13 protein-coding genes are annotated in these 20294 nt (G+C 42.3%); all 13 read left to right on the top strand.

The genetic code is table 11. From position 1 onward, the window contains the following. The first annotated feature begins 7 nt into the window (after positions 1-7). The 13 genes from MHH50_RS18070 (at position 8) to MHH50_RS18010 (ending at position 20084) form a co-directional block, all read left to right on the top strand. Complete coding sequence (locus tag MHH50_RS18070) at positions 8-868, top strand: metallophosphoesterase (RefSeq protein WP_339187493.1); 861 nt, start codon at positions 8-10, stop codon at positions 866-868. Further along, complete coding sequence (locus tag MHH50_RS18065; RefSeq protein ID WP_340033238.1) at positions 865-2067, top strand: Gfo/Idh/MocA family oxidoreductase; 1203 nt, start codon at positions 865-867, stop codon at positions 2065-2067. Before MHH50_RS18070 ends, MHH50_RS18065 begins: the two co-directional genes overlap by 4 nt. 29 nt (positions 2068-2096) lie before the next feature. Continuing rightward, the gene (locus MHH50_RS18060) at positions 2097-2585 is read left to right on the top strand and encodes a GNAT family N-acetyltransferase (protein ID WP_340033237.1); all 489 of its coding nucleotides are present in this window, start codon (positions 2097-2099) and stop codon (positions 2583-2585) included. Between the two features lie 187 nt (positions 2586-2772). Further along, positions 2773-3810: an ROK family protein gene (locus MHH50_RS18055; protein ID WP_076309735.1), complete on the top strand. Its 1038-nt coding sequence runs from the start codon at positions 2773-2775 to the stop codon at positions 3808-3810. A gap of 10 nt (positions 3811-3820) precedes the next feature. Beyond that, positions 3821-5023, top strand: coding sequence for an MFS transporter (locus MHH50_RS18050; RefSeq protein WP_076129845.1), 1203 nt, complete (start codon positions 3821-3823; stop codon positions 5021-5023). Between the two features lie 65 nt (positions 5024-5088). After that, the gene (locus MHH50_RS18045; RefSeq protein ID WP_340033236.1) at positions 5089-6180 is read left to right on the top strand and encodes a glycosyltransferase family 2 protein; all 1092 of its coding nucleotides are present in this window, start codon (positions 5089-5091) and stop codon (positions 6178-6180) included. After that, positions 6180-6797, top strand: coding sequence for a glycerol-3-phosphate acyltransferase (locus MHH50_RS18040; RefSeq protein WP_340033235.1), 618 nt, complete (start codon positions 6180-6182; stop codon positions 6795-6797). Before MHH50_RS18045 ends, MHH50_RS18040 begins: the two co-directional genes overlap by 1 nt. Positions 6798-7021: 224 nt before the next feature. Then, positions 7022-9253, top strand: a complete 2232-nt coding sequence (locus MHH50_RS18035; RefSeq protein WP_340033234.1) for a helix-turn-helix domain-containing protein — start codon at positions 7022-7024, stop codon at positions 9251-9253. Positions 9254-9448: 195 nt separating this feature from the next. After that, the gene (locus tag MHH50_RS18030) at positions 9449-10423 is read left to right on the top strand and encodes an ABC transporter permease subunit (protein WP_076217808.1); all 975 of its coding nucleotides are present in this window, start codon (positions 9449-9451) and stop codon (positions 10421-10423) included. Positions 10424-10453: 30 nt separating this feature from the next. Next, on the top strand, positions 10454-11317 hold the full coding sequence (locus MHH50_RS18025; protein ID WP_076129850.1) for a carbohydrate ABC transporter permease: 864 nt from the start codon (positions 10454-10456) through the stop codon (positions 11315-11317). Between the two features lie 88 nt (positions 11318-11405). Continuing rightward, positions 11406-12992: an extracellular solute-binding protein gene (locus MHH50_RS18020; RefSeq protein ID WP_340033233.1), complete on the top strand. Its 1587-nt coding sequence runs from the start codon at positions 11406-11408 to the stop codon at positions 12990-12992. A 104-nt stretch (positions 12993-13096) separates the two neighbouring features. Beyond that, positions 13097-14533, top strand: coding sequence for a glycosyl hydrolase family 28 protein (locus MHH50_RS18015; protein WP_312149779.1), 1437 nt, complete (start codon positions 13097-13099; stop codon positions 14531-14533). 31 nt (positions 14534-14564) lie between these two features. After that, positions 14565-20084 carry a discoidin domain-containing protein gene (locus tag MHH50_RS18010; RefSeq protein WP_340033232.1) on the top strand — a complete coding sequence of 1840 codons (5520 nt, stop codon included), beginning with the start codon at positions 14565-14567 and terminating at the stop codon, positions 20082-20084. The last annotated feature ends 210 nt before the right edge of the window (positions 20085-20294 follow it).

The following is a 20294-nucleotide window of genomic DNA, read 5'->3' as shown; positions in this document are numbered from 1 at the left end:
GGCATTTATGAGGCTGGCGATTATCGGAGACTTACATTATCCGGACGAATTGTTAAACAACAAGGTTTTGATTAAAGAGGCACGAGATGCTTTTTACGAGCAATTTATGAATCTATTTTTGTCCATCCCAGCCGATTATCATATTTCTGTGGGAGATATGGTGCATGCAGGAGAATTTAGCGAATTTAATTATATCATGGGTAAGATTAAGGACAGCAAGCATTCCAGGCGTTTTCTACATGTTCTTGGCAATCATGATACGTACACTTATCCTAAGCAAGAAATCCTTTCCGTCACCCGGCAGCAGCGATACAGTGTGATTGAAGAGACCCATGCGATCATTATATTGCTGGATACCGCAAGGGAAAATCGTGACGATTGGAGCGGAACGCTTGATGATGAACAGTTAGCCTGGCTCGAAGCACAAATGAAGCGGACTACAGATAAGCCACTATTCGTCTTTGGCCATCATCCCTTGTATAATACGACGGCTAGATCAACTGAGCCAATGATGTCACTGGATCCCAGCTTGGATATTTGGCCGATATTGAAGCAATGGCAAGGTGTGGGTTTCTATTTCAACGGGCATAATCATGTGCATTCTATCGTTAGACAAGAAAACTGGCATTTCATTCAAACGGCCTCCATTCTGGATATTCCTGCTGCTCGAATTCTCACTGTGCTTGAAGATGAGATTCGGTTAGAGATGGTGAGTCTGGCGAGCGAGCAATTAAGTAAATGGTCTTCATTATTTACCCTCAGCATTTTTGATTATGAAAAATATCCGCAGGCTGAAGGGGAGGCGAGAGATCAGGAACTAATCATCAATCGACTTCAAAGGGACAGAAAGCAGGTGGACCAGCAATGAATCGCCAGCCAGTAAGATTAGCCATCGTAGGCGGGAATCGCGGGGCCAGTTTTATGAATGCACTATACTCTCTATCGGATCGGATACATCTGACCGCCACTTGTGACTTGAATGAGTGGGTTCTTAATCAATGGAAAGAGAAATTTCCGGACATCCGAACCTATCGGGATTATCATGAAATGTTAAAAGATTCGGCGATAGATGCAGTGTTTATCTTAAGCCCCATGCATTTGCATGCCAGACAATCTATGGATGCTTTAAAAGCGGGTAAGCATGTCCTAAGCGAAGTGATTTCGATCCAATCTTTAGAGGAAGCTTGGGAGCTTATCGAAACGGTTGAACAAACTGGACTTAAATATATGATGTCTGAAAATTACTGCTTCTCGCGCTCCAATCTGACGATTAAACATATGGCGGATCAAGGCATGTTCGGTGAAATTACTTATCTGGAAGGGGGATATATTCATGATTTGCGTCATTTGACTCATCATCCGGATGGATCTCTGACTTGGCGGGGGCAGTTACATCAGCAGTATAACGGGATCAATTATCCGACGCATTCTATAGGTCCAGTTGCCCAATGGATTAATCTCAATAAGCCTGAGGGAGATCGATTAAAAAGTATCTCGACTTTTGTTTCTAAATCAAGATCCTTACAATATTATTTTGGAGAGCATTATGGAAAAGATCACCCAGCAGCACGGGAGGGATTCTGGCGGCAAGGGGATAGCGCGGTTGCGGTCATCCAAACGGAAAAGGGCGTACTGATTGAGCTGCGTGTAGATTGGAGCTCTGTACGACCTCATAATAAAACTCATTATTTACTGCAAGGAACTGAAGGGGCGTATATTACGGGCCGCCATCAGCAAGAAGAAGATTTGATCTGGTTCAGGAATCTTTCGCCCAAAAATATAGAGGATGGAGAGGAATTGTGGGAACCTTTAAGCAGCTATCAACCACTCTATGATCACCCGACATGGATGAAATGGGGCGAATATGCCGCTGGGACGAAACATGGCGGAGGCGATTTTATGGTGCTTGAAGAATTTATTTCTGCCATTCAGGAGGATCGAACCCCTTCGGTGGACGTATATGATGCCGTTACTTGGAGTTCTGTGTTTACATTATCTATGGAATCTGTAGAGATGGGTGGGAAAGTTATAGCTTTTCCTGATTTTAGATCGAAGGTGAAAATTTGACGGTGAATCAGACCCTTTCCAAACTTGTAATGAAAAAAGATATACTGTCCGACTTGCCTGCTTTTCTCTGTCCTACCGGGTATCTAATTCGTCATTTCGAGCCGGATGATGAACGGAACTGGGAAGAGCTTATCCGCCATTCTTTTACAAGGGAAGTTAAATTCGTAGATAAAATCAGTGATCATGTACCCTTGTATTCGGATCGTTTGTTGTTCATTTGCCGCGGGGATCAGCCTGTAGCGACAGCTACGGCCTGGGAATTAGGCAGTGGAGACCCTAAGAGCTGGTACTTGCATATGGTTGGAGTGCTTCCGGAATATTCTGGTAAAGGCCTCGGTTATGCTGTAAGTCTTGCTGTTTTGCACAAAATAAGAGAATCAGGTGGAGCGGCAGCCTCTTTAGAAACCGATGATTTCAGATTGCCCGCCATCCGTATTTATTTGAAATTAGGATTTCAGCCGGTGTACTTAGACGATAGTCATCCTGGAAGGTGGGAGCGAATTCTGCAAAGCCTTTGATTTTGACGATGATAAATGCTACGAAATAAGGGGGGCTATACGCCTCCTTATTTCATTCTTGCACCTACTGAAGGAGCTTGATTCAAGAATTAACTTGTCGTTAGGTTTAATTGCTGCTATAGTCATACTTACTTATTAAACGCGTTTAATAAGTAAGTATGACTATAGGTGAGAGGGTGGGAGAGCCATGGCGAGTGAGAAACGACTTCCTTCACAGCAAATGAAATCTGAAATTATCCGAAGTATTCGAACAGCATTATTAGAACTAGGAAAAGCAACGAAGGCAGAGTTAAGCCATAAATTGCAATACAGTTTCCCAACGATAAGTAAATTTCTAATGCAGATGGAAGAGGCAGGGGAAATAACGGTCAGCGGTCTGGATGAGTCAAGTGGGGGAAGAAGGGCAATAAGATACACCTATAATCCGAATTATCGGTTAGGGATGGCTGTTTTTTTGGAAAAAAATGAAACCAATTATACCATCTATAATTGCATTGGCGAGGTAATCAAAGAAGGGAGTTTGCCCAGTATTCTTGAGGAAGATGTTAGTAAACTGGTCATGCTTATTGAAGATGAAAAAAAGGCCAATCCTAAAATCCATTCTGTGGCTATTGGAGTTCCAGGTGCGGTGAATCATGGGCAGATTTTTCTGATTCCGGGTTATGAGAAATATCAGAATTTAGATTTGAAAAGACACATAGAAGATCAACTATCTATTCCGACAATCGTGGAAAATGATATGAATGCCGCTGTAATCGGCTATATGACGCAACGAAATTTGAAAGAGAATATATCTCTAATGTATCTGTATTTAGGGAAAAATGGTCCGGGGGCTGGGATCGCGGTTAATGGTGAAATCGTGCGAGGAAAGACGTTTTTTTCAGGAGAAGTTCAATTTTTGCCACAGTATGATCATAAAAATTTCATAGAGGCATTAACTGGTGATCCTGTTGGACAAAGTATGCAATCGATTCATAGTGTGGATGCCATTAGTCGATTAGTGGCTACTATGACTTCTATTTTGAATCCGCATTATATTATTTTTTGTGAGGATGAATTAGCTCCAGCCATGCTTAATCAAATCTATGAACGGAGTGCAACATACGTTCCGAAGGAGCATCTTCCAGCGTTAGCGGTAAGTAACTTGAAAAGTGATTATCTGAATGGATTACAAAGTCTTGGATTAGGCTTATTAGTTTCACAACAAATAGATGAGAACAATTAAGGAGATAACTATGGCAACTTTTTTTCTTATTATTATTTATTTAGCATTTATTAGTTTAGGCTTGCCGGATTCATTGCTTGGCTCCGCATGGCCAGTGATGAGAATGGACTTAAATGCTTCATTAGGTACTGCTGGAATTCTTTCGATGGTTATTGCAGTAGGGACAATTGTGTCCAGTTTAATGAGTGGTGTTATCCTTAAACGTTTTGGTACAGGGAAAGTGACTCTTATTAGCTGTATCATGACTGCTGTAGCGTTGCTTGGTTTTGCAGGGTCACCTTCGTTAGTCTGGTTAATTATTGCTGCAATTCCACTTGGTTTAGGTGCAGGATCTGTAGATGCCGGATTAAATAGTTATGTGGCTACGCATTATAAAGCCCATCATATGAGTTGGTTACACTGTTTCTGGGGAGTGGGCGCCACGCTGGGTCCTATTATTATGGGCTCTTTTATCTCTGGAGAAGGTCTATGGCGGCAAGGTTATCTTACGGTTGCTTACATACAATTGAGCTTAGTCATTATTCTATTCGTTACACTGCCCTTATGGGATAGAGTGGCTGGGAGCAATAACCACCCGAATGCTGAAAGTGATCCTGAGTTCAACCATCCGGAGCTAGAGCATGCCGCAGAGAACACAAAACCATGGAAATTAAGAGGGGTAAAGCTAGCAATGTTAACCTTTTTATTTTATTCTGCCATCGAAACGAGTATGGGCTTATGGGGGAGCAGCTTTCTTGTAAACATTAAAGACATTCCTGCATCAACTGCAGCGACATGGGTATCATTTTTTTATCTAGGGATTACCTTTGGTAGAATGGTGACGGGTTTCATTACTTTTAAAATGAGTAATAAACAGCTAATTCGATATGGCCAGCTCATTGCTTTAATCGGTACGGTGCTGTTAGTATTGCCGCTTCCAACTATAGTTTCACTTGTAGGATTTATGATTATAGGTTTAGGGTTAGCCCCCATTTTTCCGTGTATGCTTCATGAAACCCCTGTACGATTCGGGAAGAAACATGCTCAGTCGATTATGGGCTTTCAGATGGCAACAGCTTATACCGGCACCACGCTGATGCCGCCTTTTATCGGCTTATTAGCTTCGAAATTCACGCTGGGTATTTTTCCTGCGATGATCGTTTTTTTCGCTATCGTTATGCTCTTGTGTACAGAAAAGCTTAATCAATACTCAGCAAAAGTAAATGTCGGTTAAATTTGAATTGAATATATTACGGACTAACCCTTCATATATATAGCTATAGGAGGGGGGAGCTGTAAATGTGGTTGTTAATTATTATAGGTGTTGGATGTCTCTCCGGTTTTATATTGTTTAGAAAGAATATATTGGCCGCCCATCCCGAACATTTTCAAGGACCGGAGAAATTGTCCATCATCATCCCCGCAAGAAATGAAGAATACAATTTGCGTTTTCTGCTCGACTCACTCCAGCTCCAAACCATTGCCCCCTATGAAATTATTGTTGTGGATGATTTCTCGGAGGATCGGACCAAGAAAATTGCCGAAAGCTATGGAGTTAAGGTTATTGCCAACAGCAGTCTCCCTGAGGGATGGACGGGCAAGAGCTGGGCAGTCTGGAATGGGTATTTACAAGCCTCGGGCGATATTTTTGCTTTTCTGGATGCAGATATCCGGTTAAAGCCTAACGCTCTGGCCTCATTATTAAAAGCAAGGGAGCTATCGAAAGGTGTCATTTCGGTAGTTCCTTTTCATCATACAGAAAAGCTGTTTGAGAAACTTGCCTTAATCATGAATATGCTGGGGATCTTCACATTCACCTCTGTTTTTGAAAAGAATAACGCTAAAAAAGGATTATACGGTTCGTGTATTTTAGCTTTAAGGCAGGATTATGAAAAAGTTAATGGCCATCAAAGTATTAGATCTGAAGTGCTGGATGATTTGTCTTTAGGAGAGAAGTTTATCGCTGCAGGTGTTCCCATTAGAAATTTTATCGGTTATGGCTTAGTATCTTTTCGTATGTATCCGAAGGGGATAAAAAGTGAGATTGAAGGCTTCAGTAAAGGGGCTGTCTTAAGCACCTCAACGTTAAGCCCGCGGACAATTATTCCAATCGCGCTTTGGGTGATCGGACTCATCATCTCAGAAACTGTGTTTATTTTTGCGAATACTTCATGGTTTATGCCTTTATTGATCGGTTATCTCCTTTATATGTTCCAGCTCTTTTATTTTATAAAATATGTAGGTGTATTTGGCATCGTTATTCCTGTATTTCACGTGGTGGCAACTCTATTCTTTATCTTGATTATGCTTTATTCGATATATCAGGTCGTTTTTCTGAGGCATGTAAGCTGGAAAGGAAGGCAGATCCAGGTGGGAGGCCCTAGGGACTAATGATCATATTGTGGGTCGCGGGTTTATTTTTGTCGGGATCTCTTATGTTTTCCTATTGGCTTGGTCTTGCGCGTAAAAAGAACTTGAAAGACATTGGCGACGGTAATCCGGGGGCTTTGAATCTATGGAAGTCATCTGGCTATAAATTCGGAATTTTTGGGGTGTTGTTGGATTTTTTAAAAGGATATCTGCCTCTTTTATGGGTAATGGAAAGTCATTATAGTCAGGGTTATTTCATTATTCCGCTAGCCTTAGCTCCTATTGCCGGTCATGCCTTCTCTCCATTTCTTAAAGGAAAAGGAGGGAAGGCGATTGCCGTAACCTTTGGGGTATGGAGCGCGTTGACAGGATTCAAGGCCTCTTTAGCGTTAGCAGTTATCCTGGCAGTGTTGAAAGTGCTCGGCAGCGGATACAAAAGCAGAGGAAATTCACCTGTCTCGGATGGTGTGCAAGTGGTTAGCGGAATGCTGCTCCTTTGTGTTTATTTGTGCATCAATAAGTGGTCTGCTCTTATCCTGTGGGTATGGTTTGGGAGCTTTGTGATCCTTATGTATACGCACAGGTTAGAATGGATTGCATGGGTGAAGGCATATTCAAAAAGGGAGCGGGGGCATTGAAGTTACTTTCTTTGTCGCGATAGATGTTTTGTATAGGTTAATAAACAGGTTTCCAGCGAATAATTTCGGGGAAGCCTGTTTTTTTTCGGTTTTATAAGATGCGTTATCTTTAAACAGAAGATTTTATAATAGCTAAAGTTGGTGTATTTTAGTATCTTTAATTATAAATGCTTTCAATTTAGAAAGTTACAGAGATAGGGTTATGAACTAAAGGGGGGCTTGTGATGAAGATCGGCGGCAGAGTAAGAAATGGAGGCACATGGTTTACCCATCTGATTTTTTCATTCACATTATTAGCCGTTGTTTTAATCGGACTTGTGGGCAGTTATCTGTATGTTCAGGCTAATCGCTTAATGGTGGATGAGATTGCCAGAGACAGTAAGCAACGACTGATGACTTCAAGTGATTTTGTGGAGAATACGCTGCTGCAAAAATACGAAAACAGTATCCGCAACCGAGCAGTGTCTACCTTGTCGTTAGAAAATCAATCTATGCTGAATTATTTACTGGATAGTGAATGGGAAGGCAATACGAGCAGAATATTAGCTTTTCGCAAGGATCTCGAAATTTTCAAGCTTACTAATGAAGGCGTTTACAAAATATCTACATACTTCGAGAAAGGAAATTATATCATCGATAACAGCCAATTTTATTCGAAGCTGGACAATTCTCCAGATGCTTCCTTCTTGAAAACTTCAGTGACACCAGCCTTAAACCGCTGGACATATAGAACGTTATCGGATGAAGAAGAGGTGTTGACTTACGCAATCGCCCTTCCCTATGGTGCTTTATCAAAAACATCAACAGGCACCATGTACATTGACGTTAGCTTAGAATACATCAATAAAATGATTTCCAGCACGATGAGCTCGCCGATGGAAAAGCTATATGCTTTTGATGAAAAGGTCAGCCCTATTATCCATACGGGCTCGAACGTCGAAGAGGGGCTTAAGACTGCTAAGCAATGGATGGAGTCAGCAGGGAATAATAAGGAAATTCATTATAATAAACGCGACAAATATGTGTTGTCTTTTAAAAATGACCAAACCTCGAATAATCAATGGAAATACGTATTAATACGGCCTATGAATTCATTTGTATCCTCATCAAAGCAGCTGAAGAGCCAAATATTTGTCAGCTGTATCCTGGTATTGTTAATTGGGCTTCTATTCGCTTATTTGATTTCCAAACGTGTATATGTTCCGATGAAGAAGCTTGTTAACAATGTTCGCAGCTTTTATCATCCAGGCACCGTAAACTATTCGCAAAATGAATTCGCTATTATTGGTAGTACAATCTCAAAGCTAGGTCAAAAAATCGAAACCTTAGAATCTAAAGCTAAAGTGAATGATCTAAAAAATCTGGTATTAGGTGCAGGCGTTGGCTCGGATTACTACGATTATTTACCTTTGCAATGTCATTACATGACTAGCTATATTCGTATAACTAAGGGAGATTGCGAGGAATTCAGGGCTTTTTATGAACAGCATGCTGCCTATAGCTTTTATAAATTTATCAGCTTAAATACCCAGGAAGCGGCGCTTATCTATTTCAGTGAGTTGAATAAGGATCACGAAGAGCTGGAGCTTTTATTATTGAAGGAACTGGAGCTTATAAAAAATGTGTTGCCTGAGCAACTACACTTTGGAGCAGCGCTTGGATCGAAGGTTCAGGCACCTGAAGAAATACCCTTTTCGTATCAAAATGCCTTACATGCCTATCGATATCGGTTTATCTATGGTTCGGAAGCTATTGCGCGGTATTCACATATCCCGCTTAACGATGTTACGCCACACTTATTCTCTTTTGATCTTTATAAAAATGCCTTAAAGGCGGGCAATGACGTTACGATGAACAGGTTTATGGACGATTTCCAAAGGGTCATGGAGAAAGGTGATGTCCAATTGGAGACAGTTGAGTTAGGCCTGCTTCAGTTGGTTACGGTCCTGTATCAGACCATTATTGAGCTTGATCTGCAACAAATCGTTTCGCCTTCCAGTCTGTTCGATGAGTTCAAAAAGGAGACGTTGGCCGAAACCCTTGATTCCATTCGTGATTTATCGGCACAAATTACAGCTTATATTCAAGAGTCAGGAAATCACGCACATACAGAGATCATTCATAAATTAAAAATCTTTATCGATGATAATATTCAAGAGGATTTATCGCTAAATAAATTATCTGAGGTTGCTTCGTTGGCGCCATCGTATATTTCTACCTTGTTCGGAACCGTTATGAATGAATCGTTCACTGAATATGTAACCCGAGTGCGGTTGGAGAAGGCGGCTGATTTATTAAGAGAAAAAAAGCAGCTGTCGGTGGCTGAGATTTCTGCTCAGGTGGGTTATCGTAACCCGCAATATTTTCACAACAAATTCAAAACACGTTACGGAGTTACACCGGTCCAGTATAGGAACGCAGGCAATGCAAACCATTCGAACCATTCAAGTGCATAATTCTCCAATCCATGTGGAAAAGGCAATCGTCTCGCGATTGTCTTTTCTTTTGTTCGAAAAATTATAGCCCCAATACGAAGATAATTTACTGATTTTAATGAATTTACAATAGAAAAAGCGCTTACAATGCCCTAACGTAAGGGGTGTTCAGACACAGTCTTAACGCAAAATCGTATTCGGAAGGAGAAAACAACTATGAACCCGGCAAGCACTGCTGGCATTCAAAAACAGGGAGAGAATCTTAAGCCGAAAGTCTCGAGGTGGACACATACTTGGCGCCAATACAAAAAAAACAAATATTTATTCTTATTACTAGCTCCCGTGATCATCTGGTATACCGTATTTGCTTATGGCCCGATGTATGGCATTCAACTGGCTTTTAAAGATTATTTTATTCGTGATGGAATTTGGGGAAGTCCTTGGGTCGGCTTAAAGCATTTTGAATATTTGTTCACAGCTTCACCCGACTTTTTGAAAATCATTAAGAACACGCTTATTATCAGTTTTTACCATATCATTTTTGGTTTTCCTGCACCGATCATATTGGCTCTGTTATTTAACGAACTTAGGTTTTCCTTCTTCAAGAAGGTTGCACAGACGATATCCTATTTACCCCATTTCTTATCCTGGATCGTTATTGGGGGGATATTGATCGCTTTGTTATCTCCGAATTCCGGTGTGGTCAATTATATTATTCAGTGGCTCGGCTTTGATCCCATTTACTTTTTAGGCAGCGAGAAATATTTCCGCTTTACGCTCGTTATGTCAGGAATATGGAAGGAAATCGGCTGGGGAACGATTATATACTTAGCAGCATTAGCAAGCATCGATTCCCAAATGTACGAAGCTGCAGTTCTGGACGGAGCCAATCGCTGGAAACAAACGTTATTTATCACCATTCCTTCGATCCTGCCGGTGATTGCTATTCTGCTTATTCTTCGGGTAGGGAGTGTGCTGGATGCTGGCTTCGATCAAGTCTTAACACTTTATTCACCAGCTGTATATGGGGTGGCGGATACGTTAGATACTTATGTGTACCGGATAGGTCTGCAAAACTTTCAGTTCAGTCTAACGACGGCTGTTGGATTATTTAAAAATGTGGTGGGTCTTATCCTGGTGTTATTTGCTAACTTCATAACGAAAAAAATGGGGCAGGAAGGTCTTTATTAATGAATGAATGTAAGGAAGGAGTAACTACAATTGAAGCTATCCACTGGTGAAAAAGTATTCCAAGTCTTTCTAATCCTATTTGTAATCATTCTTTGTATTACGATGATTTATCCCTTCTTGCATGTGCTCTCTATATCGTTTAGCACCCCTGCGGAAGCACTACGGCCGGGAATTCATTTCTATCCCAAAGAAGTTTCCTTCTTTGCTTGGAAGCGTGTACTGACAACAGATACGGTCTGGCAAACGATGGGGAATACGGTTTTCCGCACAGTTGTAGGAACAGTTCTGACACTCGTGTTTCTGTCACTGGGAGCATATCCGCTATCTCGTAAATATTTGCCGCACCGGGGATTTTATACAATGTTCATTGTCGTAACGATGTTTTTTGGCGGCGGGCTTATCCCTACCTATCTGCTAATCAAAAGTCTGGGACTTATAAATTCGTTATGGGTTTATATTGTCCCCGGCCTGCTCAGCACGTTTAATCTTCTGCTCCTGCGAAATTTCTTTATGGGTATACCGGAGGAACTGGAGGATTCAGCTAAAATAGATGGGGCTAATGATATGCGGATCTTATTTACGATTGTTATTCCGCTGTCGAAGCCTGTTCTAGCAACATTAGCCCTATGGACTGCAGTAGGGCACTGGAACGCTTGGTTTGATGCAATGTTGTATATGCAGGATCAATCAAAGATTGTACTGCAGCTTTTCTTAAGACGGCTTGTTATTTCAGCCGAAGGAGATCCGATGTTACCACTTCCTACCAATGAGCAGGCTCCTGAAATGGTCAAAGCGGCTATTATTATGTTTACAGCGCTGCCTATATTAATGATCTATCCATTCCTGCAACGTTTCTTCGTCAAAGGAATTATGGTTGGATCACTTAAGGGTTAGAAGGCTTAGAACGGTTTAAACAGTCCGCTATATCCGCGGGCTGTCTAAATATATAGATGAACAAAAAAAAGGGAGGAAATAAAAGAATATGAGGCATACATCCAAGAAATGGTTGGAAATTGCTGCGATAGCCCTATCGGCTTCACTTGTCATGAGTGGTTGCGGCGGGAATGCGGCGAATAATAGCACTAACGAAACGAAGGCGACGAATCAAGGTCAAGGGGGGGCATCAGCAGCTGAAGCTCCGATTGAAATTATTTGGGCGAACAACTTTAATACGCCAGAAGAAGACGGTAACTATGTGCAAACCGAGCTCGAGAAGAAATTTAATGTAAAAATCAAAAATATTAAATTGGAACGTGGAACTTGGAAAGAACAATTTTCAGTGCTTCTAGCTTCTGGAGATATTCCTGATATCTTCCCGGTCGATGCAAACGAAACGGATATGGTGCAATGGGCAGATCAAGGGATTATTGCGACGATTGATAAGGCTGAAATTGAATCCCTGATGCCGAAATATGCAGCAGCATTGGATTCGGTTGATTCCGGGGCATGGGGCGTAGGCTTATACAACGAAAAAAACTGGGGGATCCCGAAAATTTGGCCAGGTGGTCTTGATGGATTTATTCCGGGCTATAATGAAGCCTGGCTGAAAAATATTGGCTACTCAGAACCTCCAAAGACCCTGGAAGAGCTTGAGGATGTACTCACCAAATTTGTTAATGAAGATCCGGACAAAAATGGGAAGAAGGATACTTACGGCTTAATCGGCCGCGGCAAGCTTCCAGAGCAATTGTTCACAAGTGTATTCTCAGCATTTGCTGTTTCCCCTTATCAGTTCAAGAAGGATGCTTCCGGGAACGTAGTTTATGGAGGCATTGCAGAAGAGACGCGATCAGCATTGGCGTTATTGAGCAAATGGTACAAAGCAGGTCTGATTGATCCTGAATTCATAACTAGTGATAATAACGAAATCAATATTAAATTTGCTGATCAAAAAGTGGGTATGGTTGATAACGGGAAGTGGGGAAATTTTTATAAAGAATCTGGGTTTGTCGCAAAACCTGGTCTAGAGAAAGGTCAAATATTCGTGCCTGGCAAGCCGTTTACAGCCCCAGATGGCGTTGCTTATTCTTTCGCGTATGGTGCAAGACAAGCACCGGTATTGTTCGGTGTTCAACTCGAAAAGGATGAGAAGAAACGTCATAAGATTATGGAAATTCTCGAATATGTGTCTACGGATTCCGAAGGTTTTCTGCTGACAGGTTTCGGTCAATTGGGTGTGAGCTATGATATGGAAGGGGACCTTGCCATTCCAAAAGCGGATGAAGAGGTTAGTGCTCCGAAGATGGGAGCAGGTAATTTCTATAATCCACTTAGCTCCACAGACACTTCAATGGAAAAACATACGGTAAAACAAGAATTGCTAGATTTGAGAGACAAGATCACTCCAGGTGTTACACCATTGCTAGATGTACTGGGACCAGCGGTATTAACAAGCAAACCCAAGTATTGGGGCAATCTGAAGACGTTGCAAGATACGTTTGTTATCAAAGCAGTTACAGGAGAAGCGAACACGGGTAAAGATTTTGATAATTTCAAGGATAGCTGGCTAAAGGCCGGAGGTCAGGAAGTAACGGATGAGGTAAATAAAGTGCTGGCAGATCGTAAATAGCAGGGTTCGCTGATTAGTACTGGATGATAGGCTGGAGCAAAAGCTTGCTCCAGCCTATTTATTAAACCCTTAAGTGAGTTGATTCTAAGATAACGGAGGTAGAAATGAGCGAATTAATTATTTATGAGCAGCCGAATGAAGCCCTTGGGAAAGACGATTTTACAGTGAGTGTACGAGAGCCTGGTGGGGTATGGCAAGCACTGTTTGTTTTTGAAGCAAAGGTGGATATGCATCAGGTTCGATCGACATCGATGGTTTATTTTGATATGGAAGGCACGGTGGAGGTCTCTGTTCGTTGTAATAACCGGCAGATTGAACAAGCGGTTATTCGCCCTCTGGCAACCCATATCCCCATTCAAATCGAAGAGAATACCCTTTTGTTCACATTGGAGCACCCGTGTAAGCTTTCCATTGAAATCAATGGAGAACGTTTTAGTAACTTGCATCTTTTTGCCAACCCCTTGGAGACAGCCCCACCTAAACTTGACGATGATAATGTAGTGCTTGTCCAACCAGGAATACATCAATTTGCGGCTATCGCAGAACAAGCTCAGCATTTGTCAGAAAGGGCTAATGGGGAGCGTCAGACGATATATTTTATGCCCGGGCTTCATCAATTCGAGAATCCAATGCTGCATATCCCTTCTGGGACCACAGTTTATATTGCCGGAGGCGCGCTCCTTTGCGGATCCATAATGATTGACCATGCTGAGAATGTTGTTGTTCGCGGCAGAGGTGTTCTGTATTTAGCGGATATGGAGAAAACCACTTATTTAAGAGGCGTTCAAATCCAGCATTCTGAACAGATTGAGATCGAAGGGATCATCACGCTTGATCCTCCGCATTACAGTATATATATCGGAGCGTCTAAGCATATCCGCATTCATAACTTCAAAGCTTTCAGTACACGCGGCTGGTGTGATGGAATTGATATGATGGCTAGCTCAAATGTGGATATTAAAGATGTGTTCTTGAGAACTTCTGATGATTGCATTGCCATTTACGGCAGCCGTGGAGAGTATTATGGAGACTCACGCCATATCACGGTTAAAGATTCCATACTCTGGGCGGACGTTGCTCATGCCATGCATGTCGGTATTCATGGTGATCACCAACATAATGGCGATTTTATAGAAAATATTTGGTTTGAAAATATCGATGTGCTTGAGCATCACGAGCCGCAGGAAAATTATTGGGGGGTTATGGCAATCTGTGCAGGGGACAACAATACCGTTCGTAAGGTTACTTTCAAAAATATCCGGGTGGAGGATTTTGAACTGGGGCAGCTGTTTGATGTCCGCGTGGTGTGGAATAAAACCTATAATCCGGTGCCAGGACGATGTATCGAAAATATAGAGTTTAGCGATATCACCTACAATGGGAAGAATATCAATCCTTCCCGTATATTCGGCTATGACGAGGAAAGAGGTGTGAAGGATATTTATTTTTATAATCTTCAGATTAATGGAGAGGTTATTGTCGACCTGAATAACAAACATTTTGTAGTGAATGAATTTGCCAGCGGTTTTTATTTGCATTAAATCAGAGGATGTAAATGAATGGAGGAGAACAATGAATTCATTTAAAGAGCTACTCTTTGGAAAATCGCTTAAACGTATTGTTAGGATCACAGTTTCCTTAAGTTTGTTGGTAACGCTAGTGCCTTTATCGGCAGAAGGAGCCGCAGTAGAATCGACAGAGCTGTCGATAATTACGGATTACCAACCTACCATTAATGAGGTTATAGATGAAAGCGGATTCAAACATCCGGGTGTTGGCCTGACTAAGGAAATTCTTGAGAATATTAGGACACAGGTACGGGCGCAAAAAGAACCCTGGATCACTTACTATAATCAGATGCTTCTCTCTCCGGCAGCTTCAAGGACGGTCACTTCCAACAATCAAAGTGGTGCGGATCCGTTGAAACCAGCGAGCGATGCTTTTAATAGCCAGGGCTTTAATTCAAGATTTATAGCGGATGGTTTGAAGGCTTATACACAAGCTCTATTGTATGTAATATCGGGTGATGAGGTTTACAGAGCCAATGCCATGCATATTATCCGGATTTGGTCACAGATGGACCCTGAGAAATACGTGTATTTTAATGATGCACATATTCATACAGGAATTCCACTTAATCGAATGGTTACTGCGGCGGAAATCTTAAGGTACACAAGTGCTCAAACTGAAGAGCTGAAATGGACGGAAAAAGATGTCGCTGATTTTACGAATAATCTTATTAATCCGGTTATTGAAACGTTCCAACACACAAATGATCGTTTTATGAACCAGCATCTTTATCCGCTGCTTGGAGCTATGTCAGGTTATATTTTTACAGGAAATAAAGAGAGGTACAATGAGGGAGTTGAATGGTTTACCGTCAATAAAACCGCTGTCGATCAGGGGCAAAATGGCGCGATAAAAGCTTTATTCAGATGGGTTGATACAAATATTGTAACAGGGGAAAAAGTTAATCCACCCGTAGTTCAGCATGTTGAAATGGGCAGAGATCAGGCGCATGGCGCTGGGGATATAACGAATGTAGAGATTTTATCACGTTTATTATTGGCTCAGGAAACAAAGGTAGATCCGGTAGAGGGGACTGTTTCTAGTGCGCCAAATGCGGTGGGTCCGTATGAATTTCTAGATCAACGGATTTTAAAAGCTGCCGACTACTTTGCTCAGTATATGATTGGCCATGATACACCATGGATTCCAGTGGCGGCACATACAGATGTAAATGGAAATCCAACGATTATCTATAAACACTTGGCTGGCGGTTACAGGGGGAGAATTGGCGGTAATGTCTATGACCTTTATTATTATTATAAATATACAGCTGGAATAAATATGGAGGTTGAAGCTCCTTATTTTAGCGAGATGTTTGCTAAGCGATTGCCTTTCTATTGGGAGTCTCCGGATGGAGGCGGGGATTATTGGCTGTACATTCCTAAAGAAGCAGAGGGCGAGGGTACGCTCAATTTGCCGAAGGTGATAACGAATCCAGATTTGAGAGAACTAGAAGACCGGTACACGAAGCTTGATGGTCACTCCACCACAAAACAAGAAGGAGACACTACTTACGTTGAAATTACCGCTACAGATGAGGGCAGTAAAATTGCTTTTGTGGGTGCAAGCAGTGGCGAACGAATCATTGCTTTTAAGATTCGGACTAATGGCATAGCAACCATGGAGGTGTTTGGCGATACCGTTACGCTGCCTGATACAAAGGGGCAATGGAGGTATATTCAGTATGAGTTCAATGAGTTCCAAGGCTTCAGCGATCTTGTCTATTTTAATGTAAAAGGAAATGGAACAACAGTCGATATTGACCATATTAATTTAAAAGCTGGGGCACAGCTTACCCCTCCAGTATTTACATCAGGAAAGGCACCAGTATCTTTGTTTACCTATGAGGGATCTACAGCTGCAATTCAATTTGATTTCTCTGCGACAGACGCAGGTGCAACGGATGTTGTTACCTATCAAGCGGATCAGTTACCTGAGGGTGCAGTGTTCAATGAGACTTCAGGTGTTTTCTCTTGGTCTGGAGCACATGCGGGAACCTACTCCTTTGTAGTGAGTGCCGCAGATGGAACTTCGGTTACAGCCAAGGATGTTAGTGTTGTAGTAGCGAATGATCGGCAATCTGCCGTCAACGCCGTCATTTCTCCTTATCATGTTGATGTGCCTTACATTTCGGCAACGTTAGCTTACTATAAGCAAGTGCACGCTGAGGTAATGGATGTAATTACTACTGCCACTGACGAGGTCTTCTATCAAAAGTTATTTGACCTGAATCTCGCAGTGCAAAGTCTTAAAGAATTGACGCCATTAATGAAAGATGGAAGTGTTAATTTTACGAATTTGTTTGTTAGCTCAACCTTTGGTAACGCTGTCCCGAACCTGCTGGACAACACAAATGATAGTTTTGTGGGGTATTATACAGCGCAGGATCGGGCGCATTACATGGATTTAGGACCGGATTTTCAAATATCAGCAGAAAGCTTTGAGCTTCAGGTAAGAGCTAGTTTTCCGGAGAGAATTGGCGGCGTTGCAATGTTCGGATCGAATGACAAAGAAAATTGGACCCGCTTAACCCCCGGCTTGACAACAGTTACTGAAGAGATGCAGAGACTTGAGGTTCAAGCAGGCCTGGAGCATGAAAAATTCCGATTTTTGAAAATGGAAATGATAAAGCCTTCGAGTACTATGCTGGAAATTGCTGAATTTAGAATCTTTGGCCAGCGGTATGAGACAGTAAATCAATTAGAGTCCGTGTCCATTCACTCGGATCAAAGCTTAAGAAATCGAATTATACCAGGGGATACGATTCAAGTATCCTTTAAGTCTACAGAAATGATCCATAATGCCACGGCCCATATACAGGGTCAATCTGTTGCAGTCAGTTCTGTGGACAATATCAACTGGACAGCTAAGCTTGTGGTGAATGAATATGTTCCATCAGGTATTGTGAAATTTAAGATCAATTATAAAACGGCAGCTGGAGCGGATGCAGTAGAGACTATTTTTACAACAGATGGTTCTACTTTATTCATTGCAGATCAGACGGGACTTGTCGCTAATGTGCTTGAGATAGCAAACCTAATCGATTCCAGTGGAAGAAATCCGGCTGATCTTTTGGCAACAGCAAAAGTTTTATTTGATAATCATTTAGGTTCCATCACTGATTTTCGTTTAAATGGCAGTGGTTATGGTGCATATCTAACCTTTGACTTTAAAGAAGGCGGCCAGGCATTGCTGTCTAGGGTAGAAGTAATCGGAAGGCAAGATAATTATGCGGGCAGAATTAATGGAACAGTGGTGCAAGGCTCCAATGACAATGTGACGTGGATCACGATCTCTAATGTAGCAGGAAATACGCCGGAATGGCAGACGTTGACGATTAACAGCACAGAACCCTATCGTTATATCCGCATCACCAATGGAAACAACTGGTATGGAAACATGGCTGAACTACGTTTGTATGGTGATGTTACAATCAATTCAAAGCTTGATGCGGTGTCCATTAGCTCCGACCAAAGTATCCAGAAACGAATTGTGCCTGGGGACACGGTGAAATTGTCTTTTAAAGCAAGCGATGCAATTAACCAAGTGAATGTCAATATTCAGGATCAAGTCGCAACCGTTGCTACTGTCGATAAGATCAATTGGACGGCTGAAGCGGTCATGGGCAATAACGCACAACCTGGACCTGTGAACTTTAGTATTAAATACAAGTCAAAGGAGGGAATCGAGGGGCCGGATAAAACATCAACTACAGATGGTTCCTCTCTGTACATTCCCGATGAGACCGAGTTGATTAGTAATGTGCTTGCGATTACTAATTTAAGTGATTCCAGTGGGAGAACACCCACCGATCTCAGGAATGTTGCGGGATCATTATTCGATGGAAATGCAGGCACAATTACGGATTTTCGGGTAAATGGTAGTGGATATGGAGGATTTATAACGTTTGATTTTAAAGAAGGGAATAGGGTCCAACTGTCCAAGGCAGAGGTGCTTTCCAGGCAAGATAATTATTTTACACGAATCAATGGGACTGTGGTTCAGGGTTCGAATGATCATACAAGCTGGACGACAATCTCCTCTCCTGCAGGAAAAACGATGGATTGGCAGACCTTAAGTATTAGTAACGCAGAAGCCTATCGTTATATCCGGATCTATAATAGTAGTAATTGGTTTGGAAACATGGCGGAATTACGTTTTTATGGCGTAGTGAAAGGGGCGGACTCAACAGCTCCGGTGACAACGGATGATGCGCCACAAGGTTGGACCAACAAGGATACGTTGGTAAGCTTCACAGCTACAGATGCAGGCTCTGGTGTTGCGGCAACCTATTTCACAGTAAACGATGGCGAGCAGCAAACCGGGAATTCAGTTATTTTGTCCAATGAAGGAACACATAAGTTAGTTTATTGGAGCGTTGATAGAGAGGGTAATGTGGAACAGCCGCAGAAGACTGCTGTGATGAAGATTGATCGGACCGCACCACAGGTGGTAATTAAAGGAGAGAGTTCCTATACCATAGAGCAGACATTAAACATCACCTGTAGTGCAGCTGATACTGTATCAGGCATCACTTATTCGCCATGTGATTCAACGCTCGCAGATGTTAAAGCGTATACGCTGGAAGCGGGAACTCATAGTGTAACTGCGAAAGCCGAGGATGCGGCGGGCAATGTCGGGCTGGCAGAGCATTCGTATAGTGTATATGCGACATTTGACAGCTTGTCGGCATTAACCGAAAATTTTGCAGCTGAGACGGGTGCTCCAGATTTAGAAAACGTAACCAATTCACTTAAGCAGCAGCTGGCTAACGCCAAAGAAAAAGCTCAGCAGCATGCTGGCGCAGAAGTTCACAGCTTGCTGGAAGCTTTTAATAGTGAAGTGAATCTCCAGAGCAATCAGGTGTTCACTTCTGAGCAGGCAGAGGTTCTAGTCCGTTGGTCACAATGGCTCCAGAGTACAACTCCGCTTGCTGGTGGAGCCCCTGGAAAGCCAGTGTTATCTGACAATAATGGGCACGACACCGGGCTTCGAGATGGCAGCTATGCCGTCACGATGAATCTTTGGTGGGGGAACAACGGTACCGAGTTTAAGCTCTATGAAAACGATGTACTGATCAGTACCCAGATGCTGACGGACAGCTCACCGAATGCACAAGCCATGAGTACGGATATTGTGGGCAAATCAAATGGAACCTACACGTACACGTGCGAGCTAGTCAACAGCTTCGGTTCGACTGCCTGCGATCCGCTAATCCTTACTGTTACAGATGCAGCGCCGGGCAAGCCTATAGTATCCCACGACAACTGGAGTGGGGATGGAACTTACGACGTTGTGATGAATATGTGGTGGGGAACCAATGGTACTGAGTACCGTTTGTATGAGAATGGAGAAGTAGTCGACACACAGACACTAAGCACGGCTACCCCTGCGGCTCAGATGACAGTTACGAAACTTAAAGATAAGACACCAGGTGTATATGAATACTACGCGGTATTAGTCAATGCATCAGGCGAGACATCTAGCGAGAAAATCACAGTAACTGTCAAGCCAAGAAACTGACCATAGAGCTGATGTAATAGGAAGGCCCTTTCTTCGGGATGACCGAGGGATGGGCTTTTTTATAGCAGTTAATGGATATTATTGAGGGATTGAGACGTTGAATAACGAACGGAGAATTAGGGAAATCTGTAAATTGACATAACACCTAAAGGTGTTATAATGAAAAGCGAACCCAAAAGGTGTTATATTAAATGAATGCTGGAGGCTATT

The sequence above is a fragment of the Paenibacillus sp. FSL H3-0302 genome (assembly GCF_037982245.1).
GTDB classification, from domain to species: domain Bacteria; phylum Bacillota; class Bacilli; order Paenibacillales; family Paenibacillaceae; genus Paenibacillus_AQ; species Paenibacillus_AQ odorifer.
The sequence above is the reverse complement of the archived record's forward strand: the minus strand, read 5'-3'. Positions and strand labels throughout refer to the sequence as shown.

Bases quoted from the DNA above. Each gene is read 5' to 3' on its own strand.
- MHH50_RS18045 (WP_340033236.1), top strand. From the start codon at position 5,089: ATGTGGTTGTTAATTATTATAGGTGTTGGATGTCTCTCCGGTTTTATA.
- MHH50_RS18020 (WP_340033233.1), top strand. From the start codon at position 11,406: ATGAGGCATACATCCAAGAAATGGTTGGAAATTGCTGCGATAGCCCTA.
- MHH50_RS18070 (WP_339187493.1), top strand. From the start codon at position 8: ATGAGGCTGGCGATTATCGGAGACTTACATTATCCGGACGAATTGTTA.
- MHH50_RS18055 (WP_076309735.1), top strand. From the start codon at position 2,773: ATGGCGAGTGAGAAACGACTTCCTTCACAGCAAATGAAATCTGAAATT.
- MHH50_RS18015 (WP_312149779.1), top strand. From the start codon at position 13,097: ATGAGCGAATTAATTATTTATGAGCAGCCGAATGAAGCCCTTGGGAAA.
- MHH50_RS18035 (WP_340033234.1), top strand. From the start codon at position 7,022: ATGAAGATCGGCGGCAGAGTAAGAAATGGAGGCACATGGTTTACCCAT.
- MHH50_RS18065 (WP_340033238.1), top strand. From the start codon at position 865: ATGAATCGCCAGCCAGTAAGATTAGCCATCGTAGGCGGGAATCGCGGG.
- MHH50_RS18060 (WP_340033237.1), top strand. From the start codon at position 2,097: ATGAAAAAAGATATACTGTCCGACTTGCCTGCTTTTCTCTGTCCTACC.
- MHH50_RS18010 (WP_340033232.1), top strand. From the start codon at position 14,565: ATGAATTCATTTAAAGAGCTACTCTTTGGAAAATCGCTTAAACGTATT.
- MHH50_RS18050 (WP_076129845.1), top strand. From the start codon at position 3,821: ATGGCAACTTTTTTTCTTATTATTATTTATTTAGCATTTATTAGTTTA.
- MHH50_RS18040 (WP_340033235.1), top strand. From the start codon at position 6,180: ATGATCATATTGTGGGTCGCGGGTTTATTTTTGTCGGGATCTCTTATG.
- MHH50_RS18030 (WP_076217808.1), top strand. From the start codon at position 9,449: ATGAACCCGGCAAGCACTGCTGGCATTCAAAAACAGGGAGAGAATCTT.